This is a genomic window from Sphaerisporangium sp. TRM90804 (assembly GCF_029846175.1).
In the GTDB taxonomy this organism is placed as follows: domain Bacteria; phylum Actinomycetota; class Actinomycetes; order Streptosporangiales; family Streptosporangiaceae; genus Sphaerisporangium.
The window spans coordinates 21434-33742 of sequence record NZ_JARWAC010000035.1 but is presented as its reverse complement, the minus strand read 5'-3'; the positions used below and the strand labels follow the sequence as shown (position 1 = coordinate 33742).

Annotated in this window: 12 protein-coding genes; 5 read left to right on the top strand and 7 right to left on the bottom strand. The window is 72.7% G+C overall.

Annotation, left to right across the window (positions count from 1 at the left end; genetic code table 11):
* The first annotated feature begins 278 nt into the window (after positions 1-278).
* From PYR91_RS33995 to PYR91_RS33985, 3 genes are all read left to right on the top strand, one after another.
* Entirely contained in the window at positions 279-1094 is an 816-nt protein-coding gene (locus PYR91_RS33995) for a hypothetical protein (protein WP_279786707.1), read from the top strand.
* Positions 1091-1468: a GntR family transcriptional regulator gene (locus tag PYR91_RS33990; RefSeq protein WP_279786705.1), complete on the top strand. Its 378-nt coding sequence runs from the start codon at positions 1091-1093 to the stop codon at positions 1466-1468. Before PYR91_RS33995 ends, PYR91_RS33990 begins: the two co-directional genes overlap by 4 nt.
* 544 nt (positions 1469-2012) lie before the next feature.
* Positions 2013-3428, top strand: coding sequence for an alpha/beta hydrolase (locus PYR91_RS33985; RefSeq protein ID WP_279786703.1), 1416 nt, complete (start codon positions 2013-2015; stop codon positions 3426-3428).
* Between the two features lie 485 nt (positions 3429-3913).
* Here the strand turns inward: PYR91_RS33985 and PYR91_RS33980 are convergent, their stop codons facing one another.
* Entirely contained in the window at positions 3914-4810 is an 897-nt protein-coding gene (locus tag PYR91_RS33980) for a LysR family transcriptional regulator (RefSeq protein WP_279786701.1), read from the bottom strand.
* Between the two features lie 108 nt (positions 4811-4918).
* Here PYR91_RS33980 and PYR91_RS33975 point away from each other — a divergent pair, with 108 nt between their 5' ends.
* Complete coding sequence (locus tag PYR91_RS33975; RefSeq protein ID WP_279786699.1) at positions 4919-5566, top strand: dihydrofolate reductase family protein; 648 nt, start codon at positions 4919-4921, stop codon at positions 5564-5566.
* 49 nt (positions 5567-5615) lie between these two features.
* Here the strand turns inward: PYR91_RS33975 and PYR91_RS33970 are convergent, their stop codons facing one another.
* Positions 5616-6491, bottom strand: a complete 876-nt coding sequence (locus tag PYR91_RS33970) for a helix-turn-helix domain-containing protein (protein ID WP_279786697.1) — start codon at positions 6489-6491, stop codon at positions 5616-5618.
* Positions 6492-6567: 76 nt separating this feature from the next.
* Between PYR91_RS33970 and PYR91_RS33965 the strand changes: the two genes are divergently transcribed.
* Positions 6568-7422: an alpha/beta fold hydrolase gene (locus PYR91_RS33965; protein WP_279786694.1), complete on the top strand. Its 855-nt coding sequence runs from the start codon at positions 6568-6570 to the stop codon at positions 7420-7422.
* A gap of 34 nt (positions 7423-7456) precedes the next feature.
* Here PYR91_RS33965 and PYR91_RS33960 read toward each other — a convergent pair whose 3' ends face one another.
* The 5 genes from PYR91_RS33960 to PYR91_RS33940 form a co-directional block, all read right to left on the bottom strand.
* A complete protein-coding gene (locus PYR91_RS33960) occupies positions 7457-8515 on the bottom strand; it encodes a VWA domain-containing protein (RefSeq protein WP_279786692.1) in 1059 nt (352 codons plus the stop codon).
* Positions 8516-8577: 62 nt separating this feature from the next.
* Positions 8578-9528: a VWA domain-containing protein gene (locus PYR91_RS33955; protein WP_279786690.1), complete on the bottom strand. Its 951-nt coding sequence runs from the start codon at positions 9526-9528 to the stop codon at positions 8578-8580.
* A 52-nt stretch (positions 9529-9580) separates the two neighbouring features.
* Positions 9581-10468, bottom strand: coding sequence for a DUF58 domain-containing protein (locus PYR91_RS33950; protein WP_279786688.1), 888 nt, complete (start codon positions 10466-10468; stop codon positions 9581-9583).
* Complete coding sequence (locus PYR91_RS33945) at positions 10468-11457, bottom strand: MoxR family ATPase (protein ID WP_279786686.1); 990 nt, start codon at positions 11455-11457, stop codon at positions 10468-10470. Before PYR91_RS33945 ends, PYR91_RS33950 begins: the two co-directional genes overlap by 1 nt.
* A gap of 26 nt (positions 11458-11483) precedes the next feature.
* Positions 11484-12269 (bottom strand): trypsin-like peptidase domain-containing protein, encoded by a 786-nt coding sequence (locus PYR91_RS33940; RefSeq protein ID WP_279786684.1) that lies wholly within the window; start codon positions 12267-12269, stop codon positions 11484-11486.
* Positions 12270-12309 lie beyond the last annotated feature (40 nt).

Below are 12309 nucleotides of genomic sequence, written 5' to 3'. Positions count from 1 at the left end.
CACGTGGTTCGAAGCACCGCGGGCAGGTTATCCCGCCCTCTCCTCTGTTGTGACCTCTGTCACCTCGCCGGGGCCGTCGTCTGTCGCGTGTCGGCGGTGTGCCGCGAATCGCAGGGGGCGCGGCAGGCGGTGACCTCCGTCTGCTCAGGGGTGATGACGAGCGCGGGTTTCTCATCAGACGTACAGGGGCTGAAGGAGGAGGCTTCAACGGGGCGTTGACTTTGTCGCAAGGTATGACGCATCATCTTGCTACAAAGCTTGCGACAAAGGGAGGCGCCATGCCCCGTGAACCGTTATCGGACGCCGGCCCGTCGGTGGGTGCGGACGATCTGCGGCTGGCGGGCGAGTGGCTGGCACGGCACGATCTGGCCGGCGCCGACCCGACGCCGTTGCTGGCAAGCCGGCTGGCGGTACGCAGACGCGCTCGCCTCGCCGCCCATATCATCCCGGCCGTGCTGATCATCGCGAGTTCGCTCGCCGCCACCTTCGCCTTCGGCAGCCGCCAGCCCATTCACCCGCTGCCGCTGCTGGCCCTGAGCGTGTTGGTGGCCGGGCTGCTGCTGGCACAGTCGCTGCTCGACCGGTGGGTGCGGCGCGTCGACCAGCGGGCGGGCGCGACGCTGTCTCGCAGAGCCGCCCATCCGATCCAGCCCGGCTGGCGGGCCGTGCTCGGCCGGCCGCACGCCGTCTTCGCGGCCGCCACGTTCGCCGGTGCGGTGGCGCTGGCCGTGAGCGCCCTGACCGTTCCCGACCCCGTCCTGCGGCAGCTGGCCGTCATCCTGCTGATCAGCCTGATCGGCATGACGGCCATCACCGCCCTGCATCTGCGCCATCTGCTCAGGCGCCCTGTCGTGGCGCAGGACGAGGAGTCGCTGACCGCCGACGTCATCATGCGCGTCGAGGACGCCCGCGAACTCACCACGCCGAACGTGCAGTGGTCGCTGCCCATGGTGCTGCTGTTCGGCACCGCGCCCGGCTGGTTGAGCGCCGCCGCGGTCGCCTACGTGATCCTGGGCGTGGCCGCGATCGTCGCGCTCAATGTCAAAACGCCGCCGAGCGCGACGATGGCCCGGCAGGTCATGAGCATCCGATGATCGTCATCGACGCGGCCTCGCCGGTGCCGCCGTTCGAGCAGTTGCGCGCCCAGCTCGCCCGGCAGATCCAGGACCGCACGCTGGCCGTGGGCACCCGGCTGCCGACCATCCGCCACCTCGCGGCCGACCTGGGCCTGGCCGTCAACACGGTCGGCCGGGCCTACCGGGAGCTGGAGGAGGCGGGGCTGATCGAGACCCGCGGGCGGGCGGGCTCGTTCGTGTCGGCCGCCGGCGAGGAGGGCCGGGAGCGGGCCCGCCGGGCCGCCGCCGACTACGCGGCCGTGATCGCCAGCGTCGGAATCGACGCGGGCGAGGCGATCCGCATCGTCCAGGCGGCTCTGGCGTCCGGCGGGGCGGCACCGGCCCCGTCATGACCGCGACCCGGGCCGCGGGAGCCTCGGCCGCGCTCGCTTGCTGCTCGACGGTGACCAGGGTGCCGTCCCGCGACGGGTCGCCGTCGATCGCGACGAGCGGGACGCCGGTAGGTAGGCAGGTGGTCGAGCCCCTGATCGCGCGACTGGTCGCGCGACTGGCTGCGCGACTGGTTGCGTATCGGTCGATCAGGCGGCGTCCGAGCCGCACGGCGGTCGGAGATCGCGCCAGCCTGCCGTGATCGAGATCGAGATGTGAGTTACACCCGGCAGCGGTAGCTGGAATCCGGCCGCGTATTCGGGCTGCCGGGTCCTTTCGAAAGGGGTATCAGTGCGATTAAGTCTGCGACCGATTCTGACGTCGTTCATCGCCGCGGCGATGGTGGTTACCGTGGCGGCGGGCGCGCCCGCGCCGGCCGAGCCAAGGGCCGGCGCACCGAAACCGGCGGTGGCCGAGGCCGGGGGTACGGCTCCGGTGTGGGGCGAGTGTCCGCCGGCGCCCAGCGGCATCACGCGCGATCCACGCCAGCGGTGCGCGACTCTGCGGGTGCCGCTGGACTACCGCGCACCGCGCGGGCGGAGCATCGAGATCGCGATCTCCCGGATCGCCGCAGCACAACCGGGGTCGCGCCGCGGGATCCTGCTGTCCAACCCGGGCGGCCCCGGCGGCAGCGGCCTTGACATGCCCAGCCAGCTGACGTTCGCACTGGCGCCCGAGGTGCTTGACCGCTACGACCTGATCGGGTTCGATCCGCGAGGCGTCGGCCACAGCACTCCGGTCACCTGTGGCCTCGACACCACCAAGCAGTTCACGCTGCTGCTGCCCTACCCGGCGCCCGATGGCAGCATCGAGCGCAACATCGCCTTCGCGCGAGAGACCGCGGCCGCGTGCGCCGAGCACTCCGGTGATCTGCTTCCGTTCATCACCACGGCCAACACGGCCCGGGACATGGATCGCATCCGAGCCGCGCTCGGCGAGCCGAAACTGTCCTACTTCGGCATCTCCTACGGCACCTACCTCGGAGCCGTCTACCTCTCGCTGTTCCCCGGCCGCGACGACCGGATCGTGCTGGACAGCGCCGTCGATCCGAGCCTGGTGTGGCGGGACATGTGGCGGACCTGGAACAAGGCGGTCGCGGTGCGACTGCCCGACTTCCTCGCCTTCGCGGCCGAGCGGGACGCCGTCTACCACCTCGGCGCCACGCCCGATGAGGTACGGCGCACCTACGACCGCCTGACCTCGGCCCTCGACGAGCGGCCCCTGCCGAACCCGGGCGGCCCCGTGTTCGACGGCAACGTCCTGCGCGAGGTCACCCGGTCGAGGCTCTACTACGACGGCTACTTCCCGATCATCGCCGAGGTCTGGCGGGAACTCGCGACCGCCGTTTCGGGATCCACGATGGACACCGCGATCCTGACGCGACTGGACCGGCTGGCCACCATCGGCAAGATCGGTGGCGCGGGGAGAGCGGAGATACCGGCGGACAACCTCGTCGCCGCGCTCTACGCGGTGATCTGCGACGACGCCGCCTGGCCGCGCAGCGTGGCGCTGCACGCCCGGCAGACCGCGGCCGACCGGCGGGCATGGCCGGTGACGGCGGGCATGCCGTCGAACCTCTGGCCGTGCGCGGCCTGGCACAGCCGGCCGGTGGAGCCGCCGGTGACCATCACCGGTCACGGGCCGCGCAACGTGCTGATCACGCAGAACACCCGCGATCCCTCCACCTCCATCGAAGGCGCACGCGGCATGCGCGCCGCCCTCGGACGACGAGCCGCCATGATCACGGTTGACCAGGGCGGCCACGGCGTGATCGGGCTGAGCCGGTGTGCCGACGAGGCGATGAACTCCTTCCTCGCCACCGGGGCACTGCCCCGCCGGGACCGCTTCTGCCCGGCGCCGCCGGCCGACGCCGTCGCCCGCTCCGCACCCTCGCCGTACATACCTTCTAACGGACCGCTGTGAAGCCGTTCCCCGCGGACCGCCGCGTTCTCAACGCTCCCGGCCGGTCCGTGGCTTTCGAAATGCGGTGCCGTTCGCGTTGGAGGACGACCCGCGGACGGGCCGGCGCGGACACGTCCACCGACGTCTAACGGACCCAGAGGTCAAGGCCCATCGCCCAGCGACGGCATTGCCATTCCCGCCACTCACCGGCCGCCTGCCCCCTCGCCCCGTCGGCTCGGCATTCCTCCCAATCGCCATAAGCGACTCCGGCCAGTTTCCAATCCGCGGCGGCCGAGGCGGGAGTCGCGAGAAAAGCAAGGCCGATCGCGAGCGCCGCGACAGAGACCAGCCGAACACTCAACCTGATCATTTGAGCCTCCAGAGTCAGGGGGGCTGACGCGCGCCCGTGTCTCGATGGAGCCGCAGCACACGACCCCTTCAATTCCCTACGCATCTGTACACCTATCAGGTATTGCACCCTTGCACGCCGTCTTCCACAACAGGCTTCACTCGGAGAGCGGACTGTGCCGGCGCGGCGCCGGCGCCGACACCTCGGTGAGGGTCGCCAGTACGGCGGCGACGGCGGGCGGGTCGGGCGGGTCGCCGTAGGTGGCGGCGTAGATCTGGCGGGGGGAGGCGGTGAGCTCGGTGGTGTGGACGTCGGGGCGGCGGTGGGCTTGCAGGGCGAGCCCGGGCAGAATGGTGACGCCTTGGCCGGCGGCGACGAGGGCTTGCACGACGACCATGTCGTCGCTGAGCGAGGCGATGCGTGGGGTGAAGCCCTCTTGCCGGCACACGGCGATCAGCTCGTTCTGGCATCGCCGGCAGCCGCCGATCCAGGCGGAGTGGCGATGGTTGGCGATGCTGTCGTCAGCCTGCCCGCTGACGAGGTGGATCGGGTCGTCGCAGAGGTGGACGAGGCGGAACCCCTCTTCCTCGAACGGGGCGTCGGCGTGCTGGAAGACGAGCGCGATGTCGATCTCGCCCCGCCGCAGCATCTGCAGCGCTTCGACGGGGTGGCGGTCGATCAGGATCAGGTCGAGCCCCGGTTGCGCCTCGGCCAGCGTGACGGCCGCCTTGGGCACGATCGTGCTCAGCGCCGACGCGTTGGCGGCCAGGCGGACCTGCCCGGCCTGCAGGCCGACCTGTGCCGCCAGCTCGTTGCTGGCCGCGTCGACCCGGCCCACGATCTCGGTGGCCCGGATGGCCAGCAGTCGCCCTTCCGGGGTCAGCCGGATCCCACGCCCGACGCGCTGAACGAGCTTGGCACCGGTTGCCGCTTCCAGGCGCGCCAGGTGGTGACTGACCGACGATTGCGAGTAGTGCAGCTCTTTCGCGGCTTCGGTCACGGACCCATGGCGCGCCACCGCGGCCAGAACCTTGAGGTGGATCAGGTTCAGCATTCATCGATGATATCGATGCGATTGCCGAAACCACAGCATTGGACGTCATGTATCGATTGCGCCATGCTGGTGTTCACCAGGAAGCACACCCTCCAAGGAGCACCCCCGATGTCCGACGTTCGAGTTCACAACCTGTCCATCTCGCTCGACGGCTTCGCCACCGGCGCCGGTCAGGCCCCCGACGCCCCGTTCGGTCACGCCGGCGAACGCCTGCACGAGTGGATGTTCGCCACCCGGTTCGGGCACGAGCTGGGCGGCGGCCGGGGTGGTAGCGGCGGCGGCGACAACGCGTTCGCCGCGATGCACAATCACGGCATCGGCGCCGAGATCATGGGCGCCGGCAAGTTCGGCCCGCCCGGCTGGCAGGACGACCTCCACTACAAGGGCCCGTGGGGCGCCAACCCGCCGTTCCACACGCCGGTCTTCGTGCTCACCCACCGGCCGCGGCCTTCGATCGAGATGGAGGGCGGCACCACGTTCCACTTCCTGGACGCCTCCCCCGCCGAGGCGCTGAAGCGGGCGCGCGAGGCGGCCGGCGGCCTGGACGTGCGTCTCGGCGGCGGCCCCTCTGTCGTACGCGACTTCCTCACCGAGGGCCTGGTCGACCACATGCACCTGGTACAGGTCCCGATCGTGCTCGGCCGCGGTGTCCGGCTCTGGGACGGCCTGGAGTCGCTGGAGCGGTCGTACGACATCGAGGCGGTCTCGACGCCCTCCGGCGTCACCCACCTGACGTTCACCGCCAAGAACCGGTGACGCCGTGAACGCGGCCGGGCCGGTGGCCGTCTCGCCGCCTGCCGCCGAACTAGCCGAGTCCCGTGGGGAAGTGCGGGTTCGCGGGAGGCTCGTGCTCGGGGGCGGGCCATGCGATGTCGTCGACGGCCAGGAAGGGCTCGGCGGCTACGGTCGCGGGGGTCACGCCGGTGAAGGCCATGACGTCTCGATGAAGGTGCGACTGGTCGGCGTAGCCGGCGTCGGCCGCCACGCGGGCGGTGGCCTCGCCGGCGACCAGGCGGTGGGCGGCGTGGTCGAAGCGCACCAGCTTCGTGGCGTGCTTGGGCCGCAGGCCGAGCTGCGAGCGGAACCGGGACCACAGGCGCTTACGGCTCCAGCCGACCTCGGCCGCCAGCCCGTCGACCCGGGCCAGGCCGCGGCTGGCGATGATCCGGGACCAGGCGCGGGCCACCTCCGGGTCCACCGGCGGCCCCGCCTCATGGCGGCGGGCGAGCAGCGCGTCCGTCAACGCGAACCGATCGTGCCACGACGAGGCCTCGCCCAGCCGCTCGCGGATGCGTGACGCCTCCCGGCCCCACAGGTCGTCCAGGGCCACCACGGCGCCGTCGAGGTCGGCCGGGGAGACGCCCAGAACCGCGCGTGCGATCATCGGGGACAGGCGCACCTGCAGGCACTCGACGTTCTCACCCCGCGCCCAGACCGCGCCTCCGGACCCGGCGCCGGGCCCGGCGACGACACTCCCCCGCTGCTGCCGCCCGGTCGCATCGTCCAGGACGGGCGAACCGGGGCCGAAATCCACAAGCAGCGTCACGGCCGGGTGCGGGACCATGCGGAGCGCGTCCAGCGCGCCGACCCGGAACCCGGCCATGGCGACCCCGGGCACCCGGCTGGGCCACCGCGGGCGCGAGACCTCCCACACAGCCGCACCGTGCACGAACGTCCGCACCGTCCCATGCTAGCGAGCCGAGGGCCGGGAACATTCGTCCAATCCGCCGGCGCGTACCGGCGGCGACAGTGGGCTCATGACTGTTTCCGACGGCCGTCCGCACGTGGACGGCGACACCGAGGCCACCGAGGAATCGACCCTGTCCCTGGACGACGGCGACATCCACGTGTGCCAGGACGGCCCACGCGACGCCCCCGCGCTCCTGCTCATCCACGGGTCCGCGTCCTCGGTCCGATCGTGGGACCCGATGGTGCCGCTGCTGACCGCATCCCACCACGTCATCCGGATCGACCTGCTCGGGCACGGCCGGTCGGGCAAGCCGGCCGGCCCCAGCTACGCGCTCCCGGACCAGGCAGGCAGGGCCGCCGCGGCGCTGGACCGGCTCGGCGTCGGGCAGGCCGTGGTCGCCGGCCACTCCAGCGGCGGCGCTGTCGCCACCGCCCTCGCCGAACGGCGTCCCGACCTGGTGAGCGCCCTCGTGCTCGTCAACACCGGGCCCAGCCTGGACGCCTTCATCGGCCCGGAGTACGCCGCGATCGGCCCCTCGCAGTGGCCGCCGGACGACAAGCGGCTCCGCCAGTTCGCGAGCACCGGTTTCAGCGCGGGCTACCAGATCCCACGAGAGCTCCTGAACGAGGTGCGCGCCATGACCTACCACACGCTCACCATGACGATGGGGGCCACCCGCGACTACCTGGCGCAGCGGGCGCTCCCGGACCGGCTGACGGCCCTGGGCAAGCCGCTACTGGTGATCTTCGGCGAGGACGACCGCAGATGGCGATCCTCGTCCGCCGCCGACTACCACGCCGTTCCGGGCGCGACGGTAGAGCTGCTGCCCGGTCTCGGGCACACCCCCATACTCGAGGATCCGCCGCGGACCGCCGCCGCCCTCCTGGCCTTCACCACGCCCCACGCCGCGCGAGCGGACTGAAGCGGGGCCGGTGAGGCCTCGGCCGCGGGCGGTGTCAGCGGGTCGGGGGTCGGGGGCGGTTCCACCAGAGGGTGAGGGAGAGGGCCGTGACGATGAGGAGGGCGCCGGCGGCGGCGAAGGCGGGGGCCGTGTCTATTCGGCGCTGGATGACGGTGAAGGTGCTGGGGAGGGCGTCGAGGGCGGTCTGGAGCTGGTCGGCGTTCTCGGCGCGGTGGTAGGAGCCGCCGGTGGTCTGGGCTATCCGTTTGAGCGCGGGCTCCTCGATGGTGCGGCGGAAGCCGCCCCTGTCGAACCCGCCGCGGCCGGAGCCGCCGCCGAAACCGCCGCCGCCGAAACCGCCGAACTGTGAGTTCTCGCAGACCATCGGGGCCGGGTTCGTGGTGCCGAAGCCGATGGTGAAGACACGGACGCGGCGCAGGGCCGCCTCCTGCGCCGCGGTCTGCGGTTCGACGCCCTGGGTGTTGGCGCCGTCGGTGAGCACGACGATCGCGGCGCTGGCGTAGCCTTCCCCGCCACCGGGGGCGGGGTCGGCCCCGGTGGGGGCGACGGACGGGTCGACCTCCGCGATCGCGTCGAGCGAGGCGAGCATCGCCTGCCCGATCGCGGTGCCGCGGGAGACCGTGAGGCCGTCCAGCGCCTCGATCAGCGAGTCGGTGTCGTCGGTGGGCGGGACGAGCAGGCCCGCGTTGCCCGCGAAGGTGACCAGGCCGATTCGCGGCCCGCCCCGCTGCGACTCGATGAACTCCGCGGCGGCCTTCCTGGCGGCGGTGAGGCGGTTGGGGTCGACGTCCGTGGAGCACATGGATCCGGAGGTGTCGAGTGCGAGCAGGATCGTCGCCGACGTCCTCGGCACCGGCACCGACGCCTGCGGGCGCGCGGCGCCGACCGCGAGCAGCGCGAGCCCGGCGACGAACAGGGCAGCGGGGATCTTCCGCGTCCAGCGCGTACGGCCGGGCAGGGCGCTCCGCACGAGCGCGATCGAGGTGACACGCACGGCGGCACGCCGCCGGCGGCGCCGCGCCCACTCGCGGATGGCGAAGATCAGCGGGATGACCAGGACCGACAGCAGCGCCCACGGCCAGGAGAACACCATTCAGATCACCCGTCCAGACCGCGGCACGGTGAGCGCCGCTCGCGGGGCCAGGGGGAACGACATCAGATCACCCGTCCAGACCGGAGCACGGTGAGCGCCGCCCCCGCGGTGAGCAGCGCCAGGGCGAGCCCGATCAGCCCGCCGGCGAGGGGCAGCGGCTCGTCGGAGACGGTGAGCCGCAGGTCGATCGTGTCGGCGATCCCGGCGAGCCGCGCGGCGTCCGACGCGGGGTGGTAGGCGCCGCCGGTGGTCTGCGCGATCAGGGTGAGGGTGTCCTCCTCAAGGGAGGTCTGCAGGTGGTAGCCGTCGACCTTCACCGTCGTCCCGGCCTCGGTGCCGACCCCGACGGTGTGGATGTGGACGCCCGCCCGCTGGGCGACGGCGGCGGCCTGCTCGACGTCCGTGCCCTGGTTCTGGCCGTCGGAGAACATCACGATCGTCGCCGACGGCCAGTAGCCGATGTCGGGCGCGGCGTCGTCGGGGCCGAGGGCCACCGGCTTGCCGGTGATCGCCGACAGCGAGGCCATGACGGCCGGCCCCAGCGAGGTGCCGCCGGTGACCTTCAGCCGGTCGATGGCCTTGAGCGCGATGGAGTGGTCGGCGTCGGGCCGTGCGGTGGTGAGCGCGCCCCGCTCGAACGCGACGACCCCGATGTCGACGCTGCCGGGCTGCGCCGCCACGAACGCGCGGGCCGCCCGCTGCGCGGCCGCCAGCCGGGTGGGCGCGACGTCGTCGGCGCCCATGCTGTTGGAGACGTCGATGGCGAGGATGACGGTGCCCGCTGCCCGCGGGACCGGCACCATGGCCGCCGGCCCGGCCATGGCGACCGCGAGCACCCCGACGCCGGCGATCGTCAGGCCGGTGCCGAGGTACGCCCGCCGGCCACCCGGCACGGCGACGCCGGCCGCGGCGAGCGCGGCCGTCCGGCGGCGCGCCCACACGACGGTCACCCAGGCGAGCGCCGCCGTGACGAGCAGCCCGACGGCCAGCAGCAGCGGGGAGGACAGGGTCATGAGGCCCCCTCCGCCGGCCTCGTGACCACGGTGACGAGCTCGACGGGTTCGGTCATGCCGACCGGCCCCGGGTCCGGGCGACGACCTCGACGAGCGCCTCGGCCAGGTCGCGGTCGGTGTCGACGCGGTGGACGGGCACCCCGGCCCGGCGCATGCCCGCCGCGAGCCGGGCGTCGCGGGCGTCGACGGCGGCGCGGAAGCGGACCCGCAGCAGCGGGTCGGCGGAGTCGACGACGAGCTGCTCGCCGGTCTCGGCGTCCTCGACCACGATCAGCCCGGCTTCGGGCAGCACGTCGTCGGCGGTGTCCACGATCCGCAGGGCGACGACCTCGTGCCGCCGGGCCAGGCGCTGGAGCGAGCGCTCCCAGTCGCCGTCGCCGATGAAGTCCGACAGCACGACGATGAGCGCGCGGCGGCGCGCGAGCCGTCCGGCCGCGTCGAGCATCTCCGCCAGGTCGGTGGTGGCGCCGCCGCCGCGCGCCGCGGAGGTGCGTTCCAGCTCGGCGCCGATCCGCAGCGCGTGCCGGCGGGAGGTGCCGGGCGGCACGACGCGCAGCATCCCGGTGTCGAACAGCAGGGCGCCGACGCGGTTGCCGCCCCGGCCGAACATCCGGGCGAGCACGAACGTGAGCTCGGCGAGCACGTCGTGCTTGCCGCGCCCCGGCCGCCCGGCCGCCATCGACGCCGAGCGGTCGAGCACGAGCCACACCGTCAGCTCGCGGTCCTCGGTGAACAGCCGCAGGTGCGGCTCGTCCAGCCGTGCGGTCACGTTCCAGTCGATGTGCCGGGCGTCGTCGCCGTCGCTGTAGGCGCGCAGCCCGGTGAAGTCGATCCCGGAGCCGCGGTGCGCGGTGCGGTGGGCGCCCTGCAGCCGGCCGTCCAGTCGGCGGACGACCTTCCACTCCAGGCGGAGCAGGAGCCTCTCCGGGGCGGTGGCCATCAGCGGTTCTGCAGGACGACGTCGGGCGCCCGGACGGCCCCGAGCACCCTGCTGATGATCGTGTCGGGGTCGACGTCGTCGGCGAGGGCCTCGTACGACAGCACGAGGCGGTGGCGCAGCACGTCGAGCGCGAGCTCCGCCAGGTCGTGCGGCAAGGCGTAATCGCGGCCGCGCAGGAACGCCAGCGCCCGGGCGCCCGTGACGAGCGCGATGGACGCCCGCGGGCTCGCCCCGTACGTGACGTACCGTTCCAGCTCGCCGAGCCCGGCCGTCGCCGGGGAGCGGGTCACCGAGACCAGCCGTACCGCGTACTCGATGATCGCCGGATCGACGTACACCTCCTGGGCGCGGGCCCGCATCGCGATCAGGTCCGCGGCCGTCACCATCGGCTGCGGCGGCTCCGGCGGGCGCAGCGCCCGGCCGACGATCGCGTGCTCCTCGGCCTGCGTCGGGTAGTCGACGACCACCTTCATCATGAAGCGGTCGACCTGCGCCTCCGGCAGCGGGTAGGTGCCCTCCGACTCGATCGGGTTCTCCGTCGCCATGACCAGGAACGGCTCGGGCACCCGGAACGTCTCGCGGCCGATCGTCACCTGGTGCTCCTGCATCACCTCCAGCAGGGCGCTCTGCACCTTGGCGGGGGCGCGGTTGATCTCGTCGGCCAGCAGCAGGTTCGCGAACACCGGGCCCAGCTCGGTGCGGAACTCCCCGGAGTGCTGGTGGTAGACCCGCGTGCCCACGAGGTCGGCGGGCACCAGGTCGGGGGTGAACTGGACGCGTTGGAAGCTGCCGTCGATCGCGGCGGCCAGCGACCTCACCGCGAGCGTCTTGGCCAGGCCGGGCACGCCCTCGACGAGCAGGTGGCCGTCGGCGACCAGCGCGACGGCCATGCGCTCCAGCAGGGTGTCCTGCCCGACGATGGTGCGTTTGACCTCGAACAGCACATGCTCGAGCGGATGGGCCGACTCGGGGGGATGGGTCGAAGTCATTGGCGTTCCTTCTCGTGACGCTTCGGTCAGATCTGGGGCCCGTCGCCTGGCGAGCCGTCACCCTCGCTTCCCAGGGCCGCGCCGATCGGCACCGCGAACGCGATGCCGGCGAACGCCTCGTCGCCTCCCGGGTCGGCGATCGAGACGACGATCCCGATCACCAGGCCGCGGGCGTCCAGGAGCGGGCCGCCGGAGCTGCCCGGGTTGACGGACGCGTCGAACTGGATGAGACCGCTCACATCGCTGTCTTGTGCGGTCCGGTTCAGGCCCGACACGACGCCGGTCGAGACGCTGTAGGTCAGGCCGAGCGGGTTGCCGATCGCCACGACGGGCCCGCCGACGGCCACGGCGCCGCCGAGCGTCGCCGGGACGACGATCTCCGGCAGCTCCGCGGGCTTGAGGGTCGCGACGTCGCGCCGGGGATTCGACGACGCGACGACGGCCTTGGCCTTGGTGCCGTCGGCGAACGTCACGGTGACGTCCTCGGCGCCCTTGACGACGTGGTACGCCGTCAGAACCGTCCCGTCGTCGGCCGCGATCACCCCCGTTCCGAGCGACCGCCCGGCCCGGATGACCACCACCGACGGCCCGACCCTCTTGAAGACGTCGGCCACCGTGAGCGACGCACTCGGCGTCGGCGACGGACTCGGCCTCGGCGCGGCCCTTTCCCCGTTCCCACCGCCCCCGCCCAGCCAGTACGCCAGCACCGCCACCACGACAAGCGCGACCCCGCCGGCGACGAACCACCGAGCCCTCCCGACCACGGCCCCCTGAGCCCCGGCCGCACCAGCCTCCTGCGGCGCGTGCTCCATCGCCCCATAGTCGTTAAAAATGGTTAAAAGTGCTAGAAAG